Below are 19,235 nucleotides of genomic sequence, written 5' to 3' on the forward strand. Positions count from 1 at the left end.
CAAAGTGGGTACCGGCATTTCGGAATGTTGAGGTCGACGGGGCGTTGAGCCCCACGAACCCATCGAAAGGATTCCACCATGACCCTCCTCGTCACCGCCGCTTCCGGTCACCTCGGTCGCCTCGTCATCGACGCTCTGCTCGAGCGCGACGTTCCCGCATCCGACATCGTGGCGGGCGTGCGTACGCCCGCCAGGGTCGACGACCTCGCGGCCCGCGGAATCCGCGTCGCCGAGCTCGACTACGCCCGCCCCGAGACCTTCGCCCCCGCTCTCGCGGGCGTGACGCGCGTGCTGCTCATCTCGGGCACCGACGCCGACCGCGTCGCTCAGCACCGCGCCGTCGTCGAGGCCGTCCGCGCCGCCGGCATCGAGCGTCTCGTGTACACCAGCGCTCCGCGCGTCGACGAGGTCGATTACGCCCTCGGCGCCGACCACAAGGCCACCGAGCAGGCCATTGCGGACTCGGGAGTGAGCGCCACGATCCTGCGCCACAACTGGTACACCGAGAACTACCTCGACACCGTCGCGCGTGCAGCAGACACCGGCGAGATCGTCGCGGCGACCGGCGATGCCCGCGTGGCGAGCGCGAGCCGTCGCGACTATGCCGAAGCGGCGGCGATCGCCCTGACCACCGACGAGCTGGCCGGTCGGACCGTCGAGGTCGGTGGCGACGTCGCATGGACCTACGACGAACTCGCCGCGGCCGCGTCCGAGGTGCTCGGCCGACCGGTGACCTACACGCGCGTCTCGGTCGAGCAACTGACGGAGGGGCTGAAGGCGGCGGGACTGGATGCCGGCACCGCGGCGTTCGTGGCCGGGATCGACGACGCGATCGCCCGCGGCGCGCTGGGCACGACCGACGGCTCGCTGTCGCGCATCATCGGTCGCCCCACCACCCCGCTGGCCGAGGGCCTGCGTCAGGGTCTCGCCGCGCGCTGAGCGCTCGCGTCGCGACGTCCAGGCTGAGGGTCCGGTGCGCCTCATGAGAGGCGTGCCGGACCCTCTGCGGCGAGGGCGGTGATGCGCCGCTGGCGCATCGCGAGGAACAGAGGGAAGGTGAACGCGAAAGCGGTCACCCCCGAGAGCACGACGTACAGCCACACGAAGCGCATGCCGAGCCGTCGCCCCTCGACGATCACGAAGATGCTCCCCGCGACCGCGACGACGAGCAGGTCGACGGTGATCGACGACACCGCCGGTCCGCTGGACACGAGATCGCCGAGGAAGTCCCGCATCTGCACGATCGCGAAGACGTTGAAGGTCCACGTGCCCACGAGACCGGCGAGGGCCAGCACGAGGAAGGCCGCGGCGGTGGGGGTCCAGTGTCGTCGGAGTGCGCTCATGAGCCGATCCTCCCGCAGCCCGCATGTCGGCGGTGGGGGCTAGCGTCGAAGGATGGATGCCACGACGGCGACGCGCATGCTCGACGACCGCGAGCGCGAGGTGGAGCACCGCCTCTCGCGCTTGCGAGACGATGAAGCGAGCCTGCGGCACGACCGTGCCGATGCCACGGCCGACGATGAGCACGACCCCGAGGGCTCGACGCTGTCGGGGGAGTGGGCCCAGGTCGATGCCCTCCGCCGGGGCGCCGAAGCGGAGCAGGCCGAGATCGCCGCGGCGCGCGAGCGAGTGGCATCCGGGACGTTCGGCGTGTGCGAGAACTGCGAGCAGCCGATCGCCGACGCCCGGCTCGAGGTGCTCCCATTCGCGCGCCGCTGCATCGCGTGCGCGGCGTGAGCTCCGGGTCGCGGCTGAAGAAGCGAGGGGCAGGCGGCGCTTAGGCTCGACGCATGGAACCCGTCCTCATCGCGCTGCTGTTCGCCAACGCCGTCTTCAACGTCGTCGTCTGGCCGCGTTTCTACGTGCGAGTCGCGAAAGACCCCCGCGCCAAGAACGCCGCGGGCAAGGCCACACCGTTCCTCATCGTGCACACGGTGCTCATCGGTCTGGCCCTCGTGCTCGCGGTCGCGTCGGTGATCGCCGCGATCGCCGCTCTCGTCAGCTGATCCCGGGCGCCCAGGCGCCCGGGAGGTGCCCGCGGTAGACTCATAGCGCGGGATTTCCCGCCGCACTCTGTGCAACTACCTACCGGTCCGGCAAGGCGGCACGTTCCATCGCCCCTCCCTGGAGACCCGCTACATGACCGCGCCCGCCGTCGACCATCGGCCCCTGATCCACCACACCGGCTTCTGGTATTTCCCGGTCGCCTTCGTGGCTCGGTTGCCGTTCGCGATGATGACCGTCGGCGTCCTCGCCCTCGTCGTCGCGCTGCGCGGTTCGGTCGCCCTTGGCGGGTTGACCTCCGCGGCCGTGGGTCTCGGCGTCGTCGTCGCGGGCCCCGTGCTCGGTGACCTCGCCGACAGGTACGGGCAGCGTCGCGTGCTCGTGCCGGTGGGGCTGGCCAACGGCATCCTGCTGGCGGTCTTCCCCCTCGTGGTGGAATTCGCGACCTCCGACGCCCTGCTGCTCGGAGCGGCCGTGGCGATCGGCCTGACCGGTCCTCAGACCGCGGCGATGTCGCGCAGTCGCGTGATGGCGCTCATCGGTCTGCGCGTGCACCCCGAGCGGCGCGACCGGACATTCTCGCGCGCCATGGCCTACGAGTCGGCGGCCGACGAGACCGCCTTCGTCATCGGGCCGTTCGTGGTCGGTGTGCTGGCGGCGGTGATCGCTCCCTGGGCGCCGATCGCGGGGGCCGCGATCCTGAGCTTCGTCTTCGTGACCGCCTTCGCCCTGCACCCCACCGGCCGCGCTGTCCCCGAGCGCTCGGAGCGCACCGCGATGGCGCCGATGCGCGAGGTGATGCACCCGCGCATGCTCGTGCTCGTGGCCGCCGTGTTCGGCGTCGGTCTGTTCTTCGGCTCCACTCTCACCTCGTTGACGGCGTTCATGGAGGCGCAGGGGGCGCCCGAGGCGGGTGCGCTGCTGTACGGCGTGATGGGCGTGGGTTCCGCGGTGCTGGCCCTCGCCGTCGCCCTCGTGCCCGAGCGTTTCCCGTTGCGCTGGCGCCTCGTGCTGTTCGCCAGCGTGCTGACGGCCTCCGCCGGGGCGTACTCGGTCGGCGGATCCGTGCCGACCGTGACCCTCGTGCTGTGCCTCATGGGCATCGGGGTCGGCCCGGCTCTCGTCACGCTCTTCAGCCTCGCCGGACACCGCGCGCCGCGCGGCCGGTCGGCCTCGACGATGACGATCCTCGCCTCGGCGCTGACTCTCGCGCAGGCGCTGTCGTCGGCCGTGGCCGGGGCGGTGGCCGAGAACGTGTCCGTCGGCACCGCGATGCTCTTCCCCGCCGGAGCCGCGCTCCTCGTGCTCGCCATGGCGGCGGTGAACGCCGCGGCCGCACCGCGGTGGGACCGGGCGTTCCCCGCCGCCGGTCTCAGCGCGGCAGCGGGTAGCGTCGCCGCAGCAGCAGACGCTGGCACAGCGTCCACGCGGTCGTCACGGTGAGGTAGAGCCCGGCCGCCAGCGGCACGAACAGTGCCACGCCGGCCGTCGTGAACGGCAGGATGCCGACCATCCCCGTCGTCCACGCGGGAGCCGAGGGATCGACCGCGGGGCGCAGCAGCCGACGCGTCAACTCGGCGACGCCGGCGATCACGGCGACGAGCACCGCGAAGACGGCGAGGGTCGTGGCATCCGCCGTCCCCGTCGACAGGGCGCCGACGAGACTCCGGCCGAGCGGAGCGCCCAGGACGTCGTATTCGAGCAGGGTGTTGACGTGTCCGCCGACCTGCGGGTGCAGGAACACCGCGTAGAGCAGTCCGACGACGGGCGCCTGCGCCAGGACGGGCAGGCATCCGGCGAAGGGCGAGGCGCCCTCGTCGCGGTACAGCTGCATCGTCTCGCGCTGCAGGCGTTCGCGGTTCTTGGCCCACCGCTTCTGCAGGGTGCGAAGCCGCGGAGCGAGGCGGGCCCGCGTCTGCTCGGCGCGCGCCTGCGACACTCCGACGGGGACGAGCAGCACCCGCACCGCCAGCGTCACGACGACGACGGCGACAGCGGCGGCGAGACCCCCGGTGAGGGGTTCGAGGAACGAGATGAGAGCGAGCAGAGCGCGCGTCGTCAGGTCGAGCAGGAGGGCGAGGGGCGGAAAGGCGAAGAGGTCCACGGGGCATCCCATCAGAGCGAGTGATCACGGGCTGATCGGTCGCGGGGCGCACCGACGGCGCGTGGGCGACCGGCGTCGCGGTCACCGCCGAACCGTCGCCGAGGCGACGAGGCAGGAGCTACGCGACGCGGGTCACGAGCCCCGGCGCTCGAGGGCGCGGGTGACCCGCGGCGTCGGGATCGCTCTGGGGAAGGGATGCCGAGGGGTCGATCGGCCGTGCGGACGGCGGCGGTGTCGCGGCGACGAGCGCCGGTGCCACGACGAGGACGATCACGGCGGTCAGCACGACGGCCGCGGCGAGAACCACCGCCAGCAGGGGCGCGCCGCCGCCGGGGGTCAGCGCGAGCTCGGCCGTGGACAGGAGCAGGTTGAACGCGGCGATCAGCGATGCGATCACGAACTCACCCCCTCCGGTTGAACACCCACGGTAGCAGCGCGGGTGTCGCTACGCTGTCGCCATGACCACCCTCGTCCTCACCGTCGTCGGCGACGATCGCGCGGGCCTCGTGTCCGCGGTCGCCGACATCGTCGACGCCCACGGCGGCAACTGGGAGAACAGCGAGCTCGCCGAACTCGCGGGGGCCTTCGCCGGGATCATCGAGGTCTCGGTCGCCGCCGAACGCGCCGACGCGGTGCGTATGGCGCTCGAAGGACTCGCTGGCACGCTCACCGTCACCGTTCACGCGGGATCGGGATCGGGATCGGCCGGGCCGGCGGGGCGTACCGTCACGTTCGACGTGGTCGGCAACGACCGCCCCGGGATCGTACGCGAGGTCTCGGCCGCCCTCGGCGCGCACGGCGCGAGCATCGAACGCATGTCGACCCAGACGACGGATGCCGCGATGGCGGGCGGACGCCTGTTCGAGGCGTCGATCACCGCGACGGTGGAACCCGACGTCTCCGTCGACGACCTCGTGGCGCAGCTCGAGCGCCTCGCGACCGAGATCCAGGTCGACGTCACGCTCGCGGACTGAGTTCTGCGGGTCCGAGGCCGCAGCTCGACGCGCCCGGGGGTTTCCACGGAGCGGGAAGGGAGCCGCGGGCCTGCGCATGCCGCGTCTGACGCGAGCGCAGACGCTCGGCTTCAGGCCCGCCGCGACCGCGACGCGAGGCGGGCGATCGCGCGCCACCCCAGTAGCAGGACCGCCAGCGTGATCGTGGCGACGATGACGAACGCCACCGCGACCCCCTGACCGCTGAGCGCGCGCAGCACCATGCCCAGGGCCACGGTGATGGCCCACACGGGCAGGCCCGTCTTGACGACGGCGACCGGGCGTCGCCAGGCGCGCGTCGCCAGCCAGCCGACGAGCAGCGCCACCGCGAACGGCCAGGCGGTGGTGGCGAGCCCCGAACCGAACGGACCCAACACGTCGCCGTCATGGGTCGCCCGGCCGATCGCGGCGAAGACGACGACGAGCACGACGTCGATGATCAGGGCGAGCACGGGGAAACGGCGCGAAGGGGACACGCTCCCATTGTCCCGCGCGCCGGCGGGCCTATCGTCCGCGTATCGCGAGACCGAGACACCGGGGCAACAGCTCGGTCGATGGGATGGATCCTTCCGAACCTGGAGGCCGCATGTCCGCTCGTTCCATCTTCACCCCCGCGCGCGTGCTGACCGCGGGGGCCGTGCTCGCCGCCGTCGCCGCGCTGACCCTCGCGCCTCGCGCGATCGCGTGGCCGGCCCGCACCCTCGTCCTCGACGCGCTCGATCACCTGCCGCCGTCGTGGAGCGCGCTCGTGCTCGGCGCGGGCGCCGACGTCGCCCTCAACATCGCGTTCTTCGTGCCCCTCGGTGCCGCGATCGCATTGCTGCTGCCGTTGCGGTGGGCGCCGGCATCCCTCCTGCTGTGTGCACTCGTGTCGCTCGCGGTCGAGGCGCTGCAGGCGGGGATCCCCGGTCGGGTTCCGGATGCCGAGGACGTGGTGTCGAACACGATCGGCGCCGCGATCGGGACGGTCGTCGTCATCGCTGTTCGCGTGACGGCGCGGGGAGCGGGGCGCCGCTGATCCTCCGTCAGCGCGGCAGGCGCAGTCGGGCGTGCAGACCGCCGCCCTCTCGCGGCCACAGCTCGAGGCGGCCGCGGTGCGCGCGGGCGATCGAGGCCACGATCGCGAGCCCGAGTCCCGTGCCGTCGGCGCGCCCGCGCGTGCGGCCGGTCCCGCGCACGAAGGGCTCGGGGAGGGTGGCCACGAGCTCGCGGGAGAGCTCCTCGCCGCTGTTGACGACGTCGACGATCACCTCGTCGAGCTCGCCGCTCACCGCGACGCGCACCCAGCCGTTCTCGACGTTGTGCACGAGGGCGTTGCGAACCAGGTTCGTCACCGCCTGGTGCACGAGCGTCTCGTCGAGCCGTGCGATCCCGCCCGAAGCTCCGGCCAGCGCCAGGTCGAGACCCGCGACGCCGCCCTCGGCCTCGGCCAGCACGGTCGCGACGAGGTCGTCGATTCCCGTCGGCTCGGGAGACAGAGCGCCACCGCGCGTCGATCGGGCGAGGGCGAGCAGTGCCTCGGTCAGACGGATCGCGCGCTCGTTCGTGAGGTCGAGGCGATGGAGGAGCCGCTCCAGGTCGACGCCCGCGGGGTCGGCCCGGGCCACCTCGAGGAGCGTGCGCATCGTCGCGTGCGGCGTGCGCAGTTCGTGGGACGCGTTGGCGGCGAACCGTCTCTGCTCGTCCAGCGTCTCCTCGACGCGGGCGAGCATCGCGTCGAAGGTGTCGGCGAGGTCGGTGAGTTCGTCGCGGCGCCCCGGCAGGTCGACGCGGTGCGCGAGATCGCCGTCGCGCACCGCACGGGCGGCATCCGTGATCCGATGAAGCGGGCGCAGCATGAGCCCCGAGACGATCCAGCCGCCGCCGAGGCCGACCACCGCGAGAGCGCCGACGGCGAACCACGCGTACCGGACGAACACCTCGGTGAGGTCGCGGCGCCGCGGGGTGAAGATGCCGCTCTCGGAGTAGAGGTTGCCCTCGGGAAGGAACCGCAGGACCAGGAACCCGACCACGAACACCGCGATCCCCACGATCACGACGAAACCGGCGTAGCTCAGGGTCAACTTGAGGCGCACCGAGAGCCCGGGGGCGCGTTCACGCATCGGCGGGGCCCATGCGGTAGCCGACGCCCGCGACCGTCTGGATGAGCCACGGCTCGCCGAGGCGCTTACGCAGCGTCGAGATCGTGATGCGCACGGCGTTGGTGAACGGGTCGGCGTTCTCGTCCCACGCGCGCTCGAGCAGGCTCTCTGCGCTGACCACCCCGCCGCCCGCATCCATGAGCACCTGGAGCACCGCGAACTGCTTACGGGTCAGCGACACGTAGCGCCCGTCGCGATAGACCTCGCGGCGGAAGGGATCGAGCCGGATGCCGTGCTGCTCGAGCACCGGCGGGGTCGAGGCCGCCGGGCGACGCGCGAGGGCGCGCAGGCGCATCACCAGCTCACGCAGGACGAACGGCTTCGTCAGGTAGTCGTCGGCGCCGCTCTCGAAGCCGCGGGCCTTGTCGTCGAGCCGGTCGGCGGCCGTGAGCATGAGCACCCGCGGGGCGGCGGCTTGCGCGCTCAGATGGCGGGCGATCTCGTCGCCGTCCGGACCGGGGATGTCGCGGTCCAGCACCACCACGTCGTAGGCGGTGTAGCCGAGCACCTCGAGAGCCGTGTCGCCGTCGCCGGCGATGTCGGCCGCGATCGCCTCGAGACGGAGCCCGTCGCGGATGGCCTCGGCGAGGAAGGGTTCGTCCTCGACGATCAGCACGCGCATCCCGTCATCGTAGGCGGGGACGTGTATCGCGGACGTATGCGCGGGTGCGACGTTCGGTCGCCCGGTCACCGAGACCCGTGGGTAGCGTGGGGGCATGGCGACCCGACTGCTCCTCGTGGCCGATACGCACGTGCCGAAGCGGGCGCGCGCTCTGCCCGCGGCGGTGCGCGAGGCGGCATCCCGGGCCGATCTGATCGTGCACGCGGGCGACTGGGTGAGCGCGAGCGTGCTCGACGACCTCGAGAGGCTCGGTCCGGTGCTGGGCGTCTGGGGCAACAACGATGGCGACGACCTGCGTTCGCGGCTGCCCGAGATCGCACGCGCCGAGTTCGAGGGGGTGCGCGTCGCCGTCGTCCACGAGACGGGGACGTCGGCCGGGCGAGAGAAGCGGATGGATGCCGCCTTCCCCGACGTCGACCTGCTGGTGTTCGGGCATAGCCACATCCCGTGGGACTCCGTCACCCCGAACGGTCTGCGCCTTCTCAATCCGGGTTCGCCGACCGACCGCCGCCGTCAGCCCGCGTGCACCCTGATGACCGCGACCCTCTCTACCGGCGAGATTCGCGACGTGGTGCTGCACGAGGTCTCACGCGACTGAGCTATCGACTCGGGGGTATCGCCGTCGTATGGTCCCCGCCATACGGCCCGGCAACGCGGGCCCGGCTCGAATGGGGGCATGGCATCTTCGGCATCCCGCACTCGATCCCCCTCCCGCGGCCGTATCGCATTCGTCGCTGTCGCGGTCGGTCTCGCCGTCGTCCTCACCGCGGTCGCGGCAGTGCTCGCGATGAGCACGGCGTCGTCGTTGTCGGCCGGGCTGAGCGCGCACGCGCCGTTCTCGCCGACCGAGGCCGAGGGGATGATCCCCGCCGAGGCGGCGCTGACGGTCGACGACGATCAGCACCCCGCGATGACCGGGCTCGACGGTGAGCTGCGCGATGCTCTGCGCTCGGCCCAGCGGGCCGCTGAGGTCGACGGGATCGTCTTCGACGTCACCAGCGGATGGCGCAGCGCCGACTACCAGCGGTGGCTGCTGGGGGATGCGATCCGCACCTACGGCTCCGAAGCGATCGCGCGACAGTACGTCGCCTCGCCCGGGGGGTCGAGTCATGTCACCGGTCACGCCGTCGACATCGGCTCGCTCGACGCGCAGCTGTGGATCATCGATCACGGACGTGAGTGGGGTCTGTGTCAGACCTACGCCAATGAGCGGTGGCACTTCGAGAAGGCCACGGACGCCGGAGGAGAATGCCCCGCGCCGATGGCGGACGCGCGCGGGTGAACGACGACGGCGCCGCCCCGGAGGGGACGGCGCCGTCGTCGGGATGCCTACTCGACGTTGAGCTGACGCGTCGGAGAGGTCAGCGGGCAGTCGAAGGGGTCGCGGGCGGCCAGGCCGACCCGGTTGAGGTACGCGATGACGATGCCGTACGACTGCAACAGCGTGGTCTCGACGTAGGGCACGTTCAGGGTGGCGCAGTGTTCGCGCACGATGACACGGGCCCTGCTGAGGTGCGTTCGCGGCATGTTCGGGAACAGGTGGTGCTCGATCTGGTAGTTCAGCCCGCCCATGAGCCACGTGGCCCACCAGCCGCCGGAGATGTTGCGCGAGGTGCGCACCTGCTTGCTGAAGAAGTCGAGCTTCGCGCCGGGCGCAATGATCGGCATGCCCTTGTGGTTGGGAGCGAACGACGCTCCCATGTAGATGCCGAAGACCGCCACCGAGACGCCGAAGAAGGCGAAGGCGAGCCCCACGGGCAGGAAGATGAAGATCGGCGCGATGAAGAGCGCGTGCCGCAGCGTCAGCAGGGCGATCTCGACCCAGCGCCCCTTGACCTCGCCGCGCGAGAAAAGGTGTCGGAAGGCCAGGACGTACAGGTTGATGCCCTCGAACGCCAGCAGTGGGAAGAACAGGTACCCCTGACGTCGGGTGATCCAGCGTTGGATACCGCGGGCTTTGGCGGCGTCGACGTCGAGGAACGAGATCGTGTCGATCTCGATATCGGGGTCTTTGTCCACCCGGTTCGGATTCGCGTGGTGGCGCGTGTGCTTCGACGCCCACCACGAACGGCTCATGCCCACGATGCCGTTGCCGATGAGCAGGCCCAGGCGGTCGTTGGCGGGTCCCGAGGCGAAGATCTGCCGGTGCGCGGCCTCGTGGGCGAGGAAGGCGACCTGCGTGAACAGGATGCCGAGGACCGCTGCGACGATCAGCTGGAACCAGCTGTCGCCGAGGAGGATGAAGCCGGTCACGCACCCGGCGAAGCCGAGCACGATGGCGCCGGCGACGACGGAGTAGAACACCGGAGTGCGAACGAGCAGTCCGCTCTCACGGACGACCTGAGACAGCTCTGTGTAGGCCTTGGTGATCGGGGGGAATTCGGTGGTACCGGAATAGGTCTGACGAACGGGGCCGAGACGGGACTCGACGACGGTGGAGGCTATGTTCTGCTCCTCGGATCGGGAAGGACCGGGGTGGACGGCGGAGCGGCTACTCCGTGCTGAGGCCCACACTACGGCTGGCCGTATGGGCGACTCGGAATACGTCGCGATGCTCAGCGGGCTCTCGGGAAACCGAAACCCAGCGAGCGAAAACGTGCCGGAAACCGACGAAAGCCGGGTCGTCGCGATGGCGACGAACCCGGCTCTCGAGGTAAGCGGAGCTTAGAGGGGGCGGATGTTCGCCGCCTGCATGCCCTTGGGGCCCTGCTCAGCGTCGAATTCGACCTTCTGTGCTTCCGTGAGCTCCTTGAAGCCGTTGCCCTGGATCGCGCTGAAGTGCGCGAACAGGTCGGCGGAGCCGTCGTCGGGAGCAATGAAGCCGTAGCCCTTTTCGGAGTTGAACCATTTCACGGTGCCAGTGGCCATCGTGTTCTTCCTTTATTCATGTTGGGCCGCAATGCGGCCGTGGGCGCCGCTCCGACGAGTGCGGAGCGGACGGGGACGCCGCGTCACCGTGGTGGTGGCGCGTACGCGGTGCCCGTCGACGGCGGCCTGAGCCGCGTCGACGGACGTGTGGACACCGAGATTCTCGCCGAGGGGGCCCTGGGCTTCGAAGCCCGAGGTTCCCGCGCCGACGAAACCGGCGTAGTCGGATCCGACCGTCGCGACGTACACGTCGAGATCGGCCTGGCGCCACGATAGTGGCGAGGGGTGAAGCAGAGACACAAGAACTTTCCGCGAGTGCGAGGCGAGGACCGAAGCCGTCGAGCGAGGCACGCGATGGTGAGAGGGGGGATTGCTGTCGGAAACGGCTCGGCGCCGTGCGCCCGGCATCTCAGCGATGAGGCGGGCGTCGATGAAGCAAGTCCCAGAACGAATACTGACGACGGTAGCACGGATGCTGCTCTGATGCCCGAGAGATTTCTCGACCGACGTCGAGCGGGTGCACTGGGGTCATGGCATCCGGAGACGACACCACCCACGATCAGCGCTGGCTCGTGGTCGACGGGCGGCGCTGGCGGCGGACCGATCCAGAGCTCCCCGACGACGTGACGACGCGGCTGCGGTCGCACCTGGGCGCGGCGCGGTCCGCCGTGCGCGTGGCGAAGAAGAACGGCGATGACGACGCGGTCGCCGCCGCGCGCGAGCGCGTGGGCCACGCGAAACACGGTATGGGGGAGCGGGGGCCGCGCTGGTGGGACGACGAGGTCGAGGCCCGTGTGAGCCGGGCCCGCGACGCGCTGGAGCAGCTCGACCTGCTCATGCCTCCGAAGAGAGCAGACGGGGCGGCCGACGTCAACGCGTAGCGCGGGGGGTCCCCACGCGATTCGCTGGAGGTTCGAACCGAGGGAGTCCCATGTCCACCACCGCATCCGAGCTCGACACGCTCAACGACCTGCTCAAGAAGTTCCGCTTCGCCATGGTCACCACTCGCGCCGAGGACGGCGCGCTGCACGCGCACCCGCTGACGGTGCAGGAGAACGAGTCCGACGGCGACCTGTGGTTCATCGTCGGCACGCACGCCTCGGCCGTCGAGCACGTGCGCCGCGACCCGAAGGTCGGTCTGTCGTTCAGCACCGACGGTACCTGGCTCTCGCTCGCGGGTGAGGCCGAGGTGATCGACGACCTCGCCAAGCTCAAGGAGCTGTGGTCGACGAGCGTCGAGGCATGGTTCCCCGACGGCCCCGAGTCGCCCGGCGTGACGCTGCTGAAGGTGTCGGCGCTGTCCGGCGAGTACTGGGGGAGCGCCGGGGGACGCCTCGCCACGGCGATCGCCCTGGTCACCTCGAAGGTCACGGGTGAGCGACCCCAGGGTGGCGAGAACGAGAAGTTCGACCTGACCGACTGAGAGCACTGCCCGGAGCCCCGCACCGCGAGAGTGCGGGGCTCCTTTCGTGTCAGCCCCCCGAGGGGTTGTCGACCGGGGCGCCGCCCTCGTCGGTCGTGTCGGGGATCGCGGGGGCGTCGGCGGTCTCGAGCTCGTCGGGCTCATCGGCGGTGTCGTGCGTGCGGCGCGGTGTCGTGTCCATGGCCCCACCCGACCACGCCGGTGGCGGCTGCCGCGCGGGCCTTGCGCGAACCGGATCGGCGTGCTGGCGCAAGCCCCCGGACGCCGCGGGTGCGCTTTGCGACGATGACGGCATGTCACGACCCGAGGTGCGCTCCAAGCCCTGCGCTCACTGCGGACGCCCGTTCACTGACCGCAAACGGTGGAGCGGGCGTGACCAGTGGGACCAGGTGCTGTACTGCTCGCGCGGTTGCCGGGCGAATGCCGCGAAGCAGAGGAGGCGCGCGTGAAGGCCGCGCTGATCCTCGCGACGCAGCAGTTCGCCGAGCACCCCGCGTACTCCGACGAGGACATCCAGGAGTTCTTCTTCATCGAGTCGGCACCTCGCTTCGCCAAGTTGCCGTACCACCGGCACAAGATCGTGCTTCTGCTGTCGGCGATGCGCCACACGGCCGCCCGCCTCGAAGCCGAGGGGAGGACCGTCCGCCGGATCACCCTCGACGACGGCCTCTCTTTCAAGGCCGGCCTCGAGAAGCTGTTGAAGACGCACCGGGTGACCGAGCTGACGTGGATGAGCGATCCGAACCGACCCGTCGACGAGCGGATCGCCCGCATCTGCGCCGATCACGACATCGAGACCGATGTGCTCTCGGACGGGCTCTTCCTCACGCCCGAAGAAGACGTCGACGGCTGGTTCGCCGAGCACCCGACGCCGCTGATGGAGGACTTCTACCACTGGCAGCGCCGGCGCACCGGCATCCTGATGGACGGGGGTAGACCCGCCGGTCGCCGCTGGAACTTCGACGCCGACAACCGCAAGGCGCTACCGAAGAAGGGCGTGGAGATTCCGCCCCTGCCGCAGGTCGAGCATGACGAGATCACCCGCGCGGTCATCGCCGAGGTCGACGAGCGCTACCCCGAGCATCCCGGCAGCGCCGGGGACTTCTGGCTGCCGGTCACCCCCGAGCAATCCCGCGACTGGCTCGACGTCTTCGTCGCGGAGCGCCTCCACGACTTCGGCCGCTACGAAGACGCCATGAGGGCCGACGAGCCGTTCCTCTTCCACGCGATCATCTCGCCGTTGCTGAACATCGGTCTGCTCACCGTCGAGGAAGTGGTCGCCGCGGCGACCCGGACCGACGCACCCCTGGCATCCGTCGAGGGGTTCGTCCGTCAGGTGATCGGATGGCGCGAGTACATGCGCGGCATGTACCGGGCGCACCCGAAGCTCGAGCACGTCAACGCGCTGCACCTCGAGAAGCGCATCGAGAAGTACTGGTACTCGGGCGAGCGGATGCCGCGGGACCTGCCTCTCCCCGTGCGCACGGTGCTCGAGCGGGTGCACCGGTGGGGCTACGCGCACCACATCGAGCGGCTGATGGTGCTGGGCAACTGGTTCCTGCTGCAGGGATACGCGCCGCGGCAGGTGAACGCGTGGTTCCTCGCGCTCTTCGTCGATGCGTACGACTGGGTGATGGTGCCGAACGTCATGGGCATGAGCCAGTTCGCCGACGGCGGGTTCGTCGCGACCAAACCGTACGTGTCGGGCGGGGCCTACCTGCAGAAGATGGGCTCGTGGTGGCCCTCGGCCCAGGATGCCAAGGACTCGGTGTTCACCGACGCGTACTGGGCGTTCCTCGAACGGCACGAGGACGTGCTGGCGGGAAATCACCGCCTCGGGCTGGCGCTGGCGCAGATGCGGAAGCGGCGGGACGAGCGGGATCCGGACGGTGACGGGCCGAACTCCTGAGAGACACGCCGTGCGCTCCGCCGACGCGCGCGAGGAGGCTCTCCGGTGCCACCGACTCAGGAGTCCGGCCCGGCGTTCAACTCTTCAGCTTGTTCAGCGCCGAACCCTTGTGCGCGGCCTTCGAGCCGGATTTCTCGGACTTCACGATGTAGGCCGGGTCGTCGTCGGATGCCGTGAACTTCTGGCCGTCGTGCTGGAAGTCCTTCGTCTTCTTCTCCACGACCTCGCCCTGCGTGCGTCCCTGCGGGGTGTCCCAGCTGACGCGGTCGCCCTTCGACAGATCCTTCGACATGCTCTCGTTCCTCTCGTTCGGTTCCGCCATGCTGTCGAGTCGAGGCGGAGCCTCTCGGGGGATTGACACCATCGGGGGCCTACGTGTTCGGCGGCGGATGCGCAATGCCTCGGCGATGTCGGACCCCCTGCGTACCGTCTAAGTGGGCCTTCGTTTCGCGGCCCACGACGTGAGGAGAGCTATGACCGAGCCGACCACCACAAACGGCGGGGCGCCCGTCGCCAGCGACGAGCATTCCCAGAGCGTCGGAGCCGATGGCTCGATCGCTCTCACCGACCATTACCTCATCGAGAAGCTCGCGCAGTTCAACCGCGAGCGAGTGCCCGAGCGGGTGGTCCACGCCAAGGGCGGCGGCGCGTTCGGAACGTTCCGCACGACCGGTGACGTGTCCGCATACACACGGGCAGCGCTGTTCCAGCCGGGCGTCGAGACCGAGATGCTCGCACGCTTCTCGTCGGTCGCCGGCGAGCAGGGCAGCCCCGACACCTGGCGCGACCCGCGCGGTTTCTCGCTGAAGTTCTACACGACCGAGGGCAACTACGACCTCGTGGGCAACAACACCCCGGTCTTCTTCGTGAAAGACGGCATCAAGTTCCCCGACTTCATCCGCTCGCAGAAGCGCCTCCCGGGCAGCCACCTGCGCGACAACACGATGCAGTGGGACTTCTGGACGTTGTCCCCCGAGAGTGCGCACCAGGTCACCTGGCTGATGGGCGACCGTGGCATCCCGGCATCCTGGCGCCACATGAACGGCTACGGCTCGCACACGTATCAGTGGATCAACGCCGAGGGCGAGAGGTTCTGGGTCAAGTACCACTTCCACACCGATCTCGGTCACAAGACGCTGACCCAAGACGAGGCCGACCAGATCGCGGGCCAGGATGCCGACTTCCACATCCGCGACCTGTACGCCGCGATCGAGCGGCAGGAGTTTCCGACGTGGACGCTCAAGGTGCAGATCATGCCGTACGAGGACGCGAAGACGTACCGCTTCAACCCGTTCGATCTGACGAAGGTGTGGCCGCACAGCGATTACCCCGAGATCGAGGTGGGCACCATGGAGCTCAACCGCAACCCGGGTAACTACTTCGCCGAGATCGAGCAGGCCGCCTTCGAGCCGTCGAACTTCGTGCCCGGCATCGACGGCAGCCCCGACAAGATGCTACAGGCGCGCATCTTCAGCTACGCCGACGCGCACCGCTACCGCGTGGGCACGAACTACCAGCAGCTGCCGGTGAATCGTCCGCACACCGAGGTGCATTCGTACTCGAAAGAGGGAGCGATGCGCTACGAGTACAACCCGCCCGAGGTGCCCGTCTACGCGCCGAACTCGGTGGGCGGCCCGGCGGCCGACCCGCGCCGCGCGGGCGACGGGGGATGGCACAGCGACGGCGAACTCGTACGCTCGGCCGCGACCCTGCACGCCGAGGACGACGACTGGGGCCAGGCAGGAACCCTCGTGCGCGAGGTCATGACGGCTGAGGAACGCGACCGTCTCGTCGAGACGATCACCGGACACGTCGGAGGAGTGACGCGCGCCGAGGTGCGCGATCGCGCCGTGCAGTACTGGAAGAACGTGGATGCAGAGATCGGCTCGCGCGTCGAGGCGGGGCTCCCGCCGCTCGAGGGGTCGACCGCCCCGGGCGAACAGCTCAGCGAGCCCAACCCCGACGGCGATCTCGTCGGACGGGATGTGGCGGGTCGCGTCTGACCGCGGGGTGATCCGGCCGGCGGCATCCGTTCACGCGGATGTCGCCGGTCGCTGTCCGTGCCGCTGGACGAGCGAGACGCCGCCTTCTTCCGGGGGAGAGGGCGCGAGTCGGCATCGATGCGTCAGCGAGATGCCGTCACCCGTCCGAGTGGGTGGCTACAGTGCGGCGCGGTCCGCGCGAGTCAGAGAGAACCGGGATGCCAAGACCCCGGCGATCAGCGCGCCCGCGCCGCCGGCCAGCATGTCGCCGATCGTGTCGTCGTACGTGACGAAGATCGCGTCGGTGATGAAGCGGTAGCCGAACCACTCGATCATCTCCCAGACGGCGCTCAGCGCGAGGCCGGCGATCGTCGCGACGACGATGGGAGTGCGGCGGCGGCCCGTCGCTTCGATGACGCGCGTGTCAGCGAGGATGACGAGAGCCACCGCGGCGAGAACGCCGGTGCACGCGAGGTGCACCACGAGGTCCCACCCCGTCCACGCGCGGTACAGGTCGACGACGTTGCTCCCCGCGGCCACGAACACCGTGACGCAGGTGACGAGGTCGAGGCCCGAACGCAGACCGGCCATGCGTGACAACATCACGGCGGGTAACGACATCGACAGCACGGCGACGTCGGTGAACGGCAGGGTGAACAGCGACACGATCACGACGACGATCGCCACGGCTCGCACGGCGTCGGCCAGCCACGCCGTCGCGCTGCGCGGCGGGCGCTTCAGGTTCGCGTACATCGCGCCGATCACGGCGACACCGGGGGATGGATACGCACCACCGCCTGTACCGGAAGGTGATCGCTCGGCCACTGCGTGCCGGTCGGGCGCGGATCGATGCCGACCGCGCGAACGCCCACATCGGGGGTCGCGAGCAGGGCGTCGATACGCCGAGCGCCGACCTTGGGCGCCGCGTAGTTGTTGAAGGTTCCCCACTCGGCGGTGCGACGGGCGGGGGCGTACGACCACGTGTCCACGAGCAGACCATCGGCGAACATGTCCGCGAGCTCGCTCGAGCGCACGTGGGCGTTCACATCGGCGGTGAACAGCAGCGGGACCTCGCGGCGCGCCACGAGATCGTGCAGCCACGTCGCCGACCGCCGCCGCGCGCGGCGCGAGAACGCGTCGAAATGCGTGTTCACGAAGGTGAACCGGGCATCGGTGGCCCGGTCGCGCAGCTGCGCGATGACCGCGATGCGCGGGATCGTGTTCCCCCAGCCGGTCGAAGCGGGCACGTCCGGGGTGTCGGACAGGGCGACCTGCTCCCAGTCCTCGACCTCGATGCGCTCGCGGTCGTAGAAGAGCGGGGTGCCCTCGCCGTCGCGTCGAGGTCCGCGACCGAGACCGATGCGCCCGTACGCGGAGCCGAGCGAGGCCTGCACCCACTGCGCCTGATCGGGCATGGCTTCCTGCGTCCCCAACAGGTGCGGCGTGTTGGCGCTCAGGAAGGTGCGCAGCCGCTCCTTGCGCATCGGCCACCGGTCAGCGGGCGGCCAGGTGATCCGGTCGAAGCGGCGCCGGATGTTGAAACTCATCACGTGCAGTTCGGGCGGCTCGACGTTCGGGAACAGGATGCCGGTCACGAGCGCGCTCGCCGTCCGAGTCGCACCCATCGTGCCGGGGGGATGTCGGCGGGCCAGTGCGCGAACACCGTGCCCGCACCGCGGCGGAAGCACCGCGCGAACCGACGCGGCTCGACCGTGCGCGAGGAGACGCGCATGTGTGCTCCCGACACCCGCGCGATGCGGTGCCGCCGACCCAGGTGATACGCGAGGTCGAGGTCGTCGTGCAGCTCGGGGTCGAGGTGCACCTCGCCGCGTACGTCCTCCCACGCGCGACGGCGGAACGCCATGTTCGACCCCCACAGCGGCGTGTGGCCGAGGGCCGGGGTCGCGAACGTCGCGTACGTGCCGAGAAACAGCCTCGCCATCGCCGCACGCCGCCGTGCGGGACCGTCGTGGAACACGGCGCCTCCGGTCACGGCATCCACCGTCGGGTCCTCTAGCGCCGCGACCATGCTCTCGACCCACGTCGGGGCGGGAATGCTGTCGGCGTCGAGCCGGAGAACGAGGTCTCCGTGCGCGGCGTCGTACCCGGTCGCGGCGGCGGCGGGAATGCCGCGCTCGCCGCATAACACCACGCGGGCGCCCGCGGCCCGGGCGATCGCGGCGCTGTCGTCGGTCGAGTCGTTGTCGACGACGACGATCTCGGTCGGGGTGAGCGTCTGCCCGGCGAGCGCGCGCAGGCAGCGCCAGAGGTGCGCGCCGTCGTCACGGCAGGGGATGACGACGGACACGGTGACGGCCGGCGCGACGGGGCCTTGGGGCACGCTTCCTCCCGGGGACGAGTGCTTCCACGCTAGGCGATGGGCGAGGGGCGTTTCCCGGCTTGACGCCTGCGTCGTCGGCCGACAGGGTGCTCCTTTCGTATCGTGGATGCCATGGCATCCGTCTTCAACGTCTCGGCGTACCTGTTCACGCGCATCGACGACCCCGCGTCCGTGCGCGCGGTCCTTCTCGAGCGTGCGGGCGCGGCGGGTCTGCGCGGGACGATCCTGTTGGCGGAGGAGGGCATCAACCTGTTCCTCGCCGGAGAGGAGAACGCCCTGCGCGGCTTCCTCGGTGACCTTCGCTCCGACGCCCGCTTCGCGGCGCTCACCGCCACGGAGAGCTGGTCGGACGAGGTGCCTTTCGGCAAGCTCCTCGTCAAGGTCAAGCGCGAGATCATCCGTATGGACCGCCCCGAGGTGCGCCCGCAGGACGGTCGTGCGCCCGCCGTCACCCCCGACACCCTGCGCCGCTGGCTCGACCGCGGCGCGGACGACGAGGGCCGCGAGGTCGTGCTCGTCGATACGCGCAACGCGTTCGAGGTCGACTACGGCACGTTCGCCGGCGCGAAAGACTGGCGCATCGATCGCTTCACCCAGTTCCCGGATGCCGCGGACTCCCACCGCGACGAGCTCGAGGGCAAGACCGTGGTGAGTTTCTGCACCGGTGGCATCCGCTGCGAGAAGGCCGCCCTGCATCTGCGCGCGGAGGGGCTCGAGGCCTACCAGCTCGAGGGCGGCATCCTGGGGTGGTTCGAGGCGCAGGGCGCCGCTCACTGGAACGGCGACTGTTTCGTCTTCGACGAGCGCGAGGCCCTCGACCCCTCGCTCTCCGTCCGGGCCGTGTCCTGA

Annotated in this window: 28 protein-coding genes; 14 read left to right on the plus strand and 14 right to left on the minus strand. The window is 70.3% G+C overall.

What is annotated here, in order from left to right:
* The first annotated feature begins 78 nt into the window (after positions 1-78).
* Positions 79-939: an SDR family oxidoreductase gene (locus tag MTE01_RS03865; protein WP_103210749.1), complete on the plus strand. Its 861-nt coding sequence runs from the start codon at positions 79-81 to the stop codon at positions 937-939.
* A 41-nt stretch (positions 940-980) separates the two neighbouring features.
* On the opposite strand, the gene MTE01_RS03870 is transcribed toward MTE01_RS03865, so the two are convergent.
* A complete protein-coding gene (locus MTE01_RS03870) occupies positions 981-1,343 on the minus strand; it encodes a DUF2834 domain-containing protein (RefSeq protein ID WP_141375764.1) in 363 nt (120 codons plus the stop codon).
* A 52-nt stretch (positions 1,344-1,395) separates the two neighbouring features.
* Between MTE01_RS03870 and MTE01_RS03875 the strand changes: the two genes are divergently transcribed.
* From MTE01_RS03875 to MTE01_RS03885, 3 genes are all read left to right on the plus strand, one after another.
* On the plus strand, positions 1,396-1,737 hold the full coding sequence (locus MTE01_RS03875; protein WP_103210754.1) for a TraR/DksA family transcriptional regulator: 342 nt from the start codon (positions 1,396-1,398) through the stop codon (positions 1,735-1,737).
* 53 nt (positions 1,738-1,790) lie between these two features.
* Positions 1,791-2,006, plus strand: a complete 216-nt coding sequence (locus MTE01_RS03880) for an SCO4848 family membrane protein (protein ID WP_103210757.1) — start codon at positions 1,791-1,793, stop codon at positions 2,004-2,006.
* A 133-nt stretch (positions 2,007-2,139) separates the two neighbouring features.
* Positions 2,140-3,447 (plus strand): MFS transporter, encoded by a 1,308-nt coding sequence (locus MTE01_RS03885; RefSeq protein WP_141375766.1) that lies wholly within the window; start codon positions 2,140-2,142, stop codon positions 3,445-3,447.
* On the opposite strand, the gene MTE01_RS03890 is transcribed toward MTE01_RS03885, so the two are convergent.
* Together MTE01_RS03890 and MTE01_RS03895 are read right to left on the minus strand one after the other, a co-directional pair.
* Positions 3,377-4,108 carry a YidC/Oxa1 family membrane protein insertase gene (locus tag MTE01_RS03890; protein ID WP_141375768.1) on the minus strand — a complete coding sequence of 244 codons (732 nt, stop codon included), beginning with the start codon at positions 4,106-4,108 and terminating at the stop codon, positions 3,377-3,379. The genes MTE01_RS03885 and MTE01_RS03890 overlap by 71 nt on opposite strands.
* A gap of 118 nt (positions 4,109-4,226) precedes the next feature.
* Positions 4,227-4,505 (minus strand): DUF6412 domain-containing protein, encoded by a 279-nt coding sequence (locus MTE01_RS03895; RefSeq protein ID WP_218026316.1) that lies wholly within the window; start codon positions 4,503-4,505, stop codon positions 4,227-4,229.
* A gap of 61 nt (positions 4,506-4,566) precedes the next feature.
* Between MTE01_RS03895 and MTE01_RS03900 the strand changes: the two genes are divergently transcribed.
* On the plus strand, positions 4,567-5,082 hold the full coding sequence (locus MTE01_RS03900) for a glycine cleavage system transcriptional repressor (RefSeq protein WP_141375770.1): 516 nt from the start codon (positions 4,567-4,569) through the stop codon (positions 5,080-5,082).
* Positions 5,083-5,192: 110 nt separating this feature from the next.
* On the opposite strand, the gene MTE01_RS03905 is transcribed toward MTE01_RS03900, so the two are convergent.
* Positions 5,193-5,576, minus strand: a complete 384-nt coding sequence (locus MTE01_RS03905) for a DUF3054 domain-containing protein (RefSeq protein WP_141375772.1) — start codon at positions 5,574-5,576, stop codon at positions 5,193-5,195.
* A 110-nt stretch (positions 5,577-5,686) separates the two neighbouring features.
* On the opposite strand from MTE01_RS03905, the gene MTE01_RS03910 reads away from it, so the two are divergent.
* Positions 5,687-6,118: a VanZ family protein gene (locus tag MTE01_RS03910; RefSeq protein WP_141375774.1), complete on the plus strand. Its 432-nt coding sequence runs from the start codon at positions 5,687-5,689 to the stop codon at positions 6,116-6,118.
* Positions 6,119-6,125: 7 nt separating this feature from the next.
* Here the strand turns inward: MTE01_RS03910 and MTE01_RS03915 are convergent, their stop codons facing one another.
* Positions 6,126-7,202 carry a HAMP domain-containing sensor histidine kinase gene (locus MTE01_RS03915; protein WP_141375776.1) on the minus strand — a complete coding sequence of 359 codons (1,077 nt, stop codon included), beginning with the start codon at positions 7,200-7,202 and terminating at the stop codon, positions 6,126-6,128.
* Positions 7,195-7,863 carry a response regulator transcription factor gene (locus tag MTE01_RS03920; RefSeq protein WP_141375778.1) on the minus strand — a complete coding sequence of 223 codons (669 nt, stop codon included), beginning with the start codon at positions 7,861-7,863 and terminating at the stop codon, positions 7,195-7,197. The genes MTE01_RS03915 and MTE01_RS03920 overlap by 8 nt, the downstream gene beginning before the upstream one ends.
* A 94-nt stretch (positions 7,864-7,957) precedes the next feature.
* Between MTE01_RS03920 and MTE01_RS03925 the strand changes: the two genes are divergently transcribed.
* Entirely contained in the window at positions 7,958-8,461 is a 504-nt protein-coding gene (locus tag MTE01_RS03925; RefSeq protein ID WP_141375780.1) for a metallophosphoesterase family protein, read from the plus strand.
* A gap of 78 nt (positions 8,462-8,539) precedes the next feature.
* Entirely contained in the window at positions 8,540-9,145 is a 606-nt protein-coding gene (locus tag MTE01_RS03930; RefSeq protein ID WP_141375782.1) for a M15 family metallopeptidase, read from the plus strand.
* 47 nt (positions 9,146-9,192) lie between these two features.
* Here the strand turns inward: MTE01_RS03930 and MTE01_RS03935 are convergent, their stop codons facing one another.
* From MTE01_RS03935 to MTE01_RS03945, 3 genes are all read right to left on the minus strand, one after another.
* Complete coding sequence (locus tag MTE01_RS03935) at positions 9,193-10,308, minus strand: fatty acid desaturase family protein (protein ID WP_174799638.1); 1,116 nt, start codon at positions 10,306-10,308, stop codon at positions 9,193-9,195.
* A gap of 219 nt (positions 10,309-10,527) precedes the next feature.
* Entirely contained in the window at positions 10,528-10,731 is a 204-nt protein-coding gene (locus MTE01_RS03940; protein WP_013583139.1) for a cold-shock protein, read from the minus strand.
* Positions 10,732-10,743: 12 nt separating this feature from the next.
* A complete protein-coding gene (locus tag MTE01_RS03945; protein ID WP_103210781.1) occupies positions 10,744-11,031 on the minus strand; it encodes a hypothetical protein in 288 nt (95 codons plus the stop codon).
* A 230-nt stretch (positions 11,032-11,261) separates the two neighbouring features.
* Here MTE01_RS03945 and MTE01_RS03950 point away from each other — a divergent pair, with 230 nt between their 5' ends.
* Together MTE01_RS03950 and MTE01_RS03955 are read left to right on the plus strand one after the other, a co-directional pair.
* Positions 11,262-11,612: a biopolymer transporter Tol gene (locus tag MTE01_RS03950; RefSeq protein ID WP_141375786.1), complete on the plus strand. Its 351-nt coding sequence runs from the start codon at positions 11,262-11,264 to the stop codon at positions 11,610-11,612.
* Between the two features lie 50 nt (positions 11,613-11,662).
* A complete protein-coding gene (locus MTE01_RS03955) occupies positions 11,663-12,154 on the plus strand; it encodes a pyridoxamine 5'-phosphate oxidase family protein (protein ID WP_116238302.1) in 492 nt (163 codons plus the stop codon).
* A gap of 49 nt (positions 12,155-12,203) precedes the next feature.
* Here the strand turns inward: MTE01_RS03955 and MTE01_RS17420 are convergent, their stop codons facing one another.
* A complete protein-coding gene (locus tag MTE01_RS17420) occupies positions 12,204-12,335 on the minus strand; it encodes a hypothetical protein (protein ID WP_258027975.1) in 132 nt (43 codons plus the stop codon).
* A gap of 112 nt (positions 12,336-12,447) precedes the next feature.
* Here MTE01_RS17420 and MTE01_RS03960 point away from each other — a divergent pair, with 112 nt between their 5' ends.
* Together MTE01_RS03960 and MTE01_RS03965 are read left to right on the plus strand one after the other, a co-directional pair.
* Positions 12,448-12,603 (plus strand): DUF2256 domain-containing protein, encoded by a 156-nt coding sequence (locus tag MTE01_RS03960; protein ID WP_103210787.1) that lies wholly within the window; start codon positions 12,448-12,450, stop codon positions 12,601-12,603.
* Positions 12,600-14,063 (plus strand): cryptochrome/photolyase family protein, encoded by a 1,464-nt coding sequence (locus MTE01_RS03965; protein ID WP_170210602.1) that lies wholly within the window; start codon positions 12,600-12,602, stop codon positions 14,061-14,063. The genes MTE01_RS03960 and MTE01_RS03965 overlap by 4 nt, the downstream gene beginning before the upstream one ends.
* Before the next feature lie 76 nt (positions 14,064-14,139).
* Here MTE01_RS03965 and MTE01_RS03970 read toward each other — a convergent pair whose 3' ends face one another.
* The gene (locus tag MTE01_RS03970; protein WP_103210869.1) at positions 14,140-14,355 is read right to left on the minus strand and encodes a hypervirulence associated TUDOR domain-containing protein; all 216 of its coding nucleotides are present in this window, start codon (positions 14,353-14,355) and stop codon (positions 14,140-14,142) included.
* Positions 14,356-14,536: 181 nt separating this feature from the next.
* Between MTE01_RS03970 and MTE01_RS03975 the strand changes: the two genes are divergently transcribed.
* Entirely contained in the window at positions 14,537-16,066 is a 1,530-nt protein-coding gene (locus tag MTE01_RS03975) for a catalase (RefSeq protein ID WP_141375790.1), read from the plus strand.
* Positions 16,067-16,222: 156 nt separating this feature from the next.
* Here the strand turns inward: MTE01_RS03975 and MTE01_RS03980 are convergent, their stop codons facing one another.
* The 3 genes from MTE01_RS03980 to MTE01_RS03990 are packed head-to-tail and all read right to left on the minus strand — an operon-like array spanning position 16,223 to position 18,386.
* Positions 16,223-16,798 carry a DUF2238 domain-containing protein gene (locus tag MTE01_RS03980; RefSeq protein WP_246077959.1) on the minus strand — a complete coding sequence of 192 codons (576 nt, stop codon included), beginning with the start codon at positions 16,796-16,798 and terminating at the stop codon, positions 16,223-16,225.
* 8 nt (positions 16,799-16,806) lie between these two features.
* Positions 16,807-17,640: an endonuclease/exonuclease/phosphatase family protein gene (locus MTE01_RS03985; RefSeq protein ID WP_141375794.1), complete on the minus strand. Its 834-nt coding sequence runs from the start codon at positions 17,638-17,640 to the stop codon at positions 16,807-16,809.
* Positions 17,637-18,386 carry a glycosyltransferase family 2 protein gene (locus tag MTE01_RS03990; protein ID WP_141375796.1) on the minus strand — a complete coding sequence of 250 codons (750 nt, stop codon included), beginning with the start codon at positions 18,384-18,386 and terminating at the stop codon, positions 17,637-17,639. Before MTE01_RS03990 ends, MTE01_RS03985 begins: the two co-directional genes overlap by 4 nt.
* Positions 18,387-18,497: 111 nt before the next feature.
* Between MTE01_RS03990 and MTE01_RS03995 the strand changes: the two genes are divergently transcribed.
* On the plus strand, positions 18,498-19,235 hold the full coding sequence (locus MTE01_RS03995) for a sulfurtransferase (RefSeq protein ID WP_141375798.1): 738 nt from the start codon (positions 18,498-18,500) through the stop codon (positions 19,233-19,235).

It is taken from the genome of Microbacterium testaceum (assembly GCF_006539145.1).
In the GTDB taxonomy this organism is placed as follows: domain Bacteria; phylum Actinomycetota; class Actinomycetes; order Actinomycetales; family Microbacteriaceae; genus Microbacterium; species Microbacterium testaceum.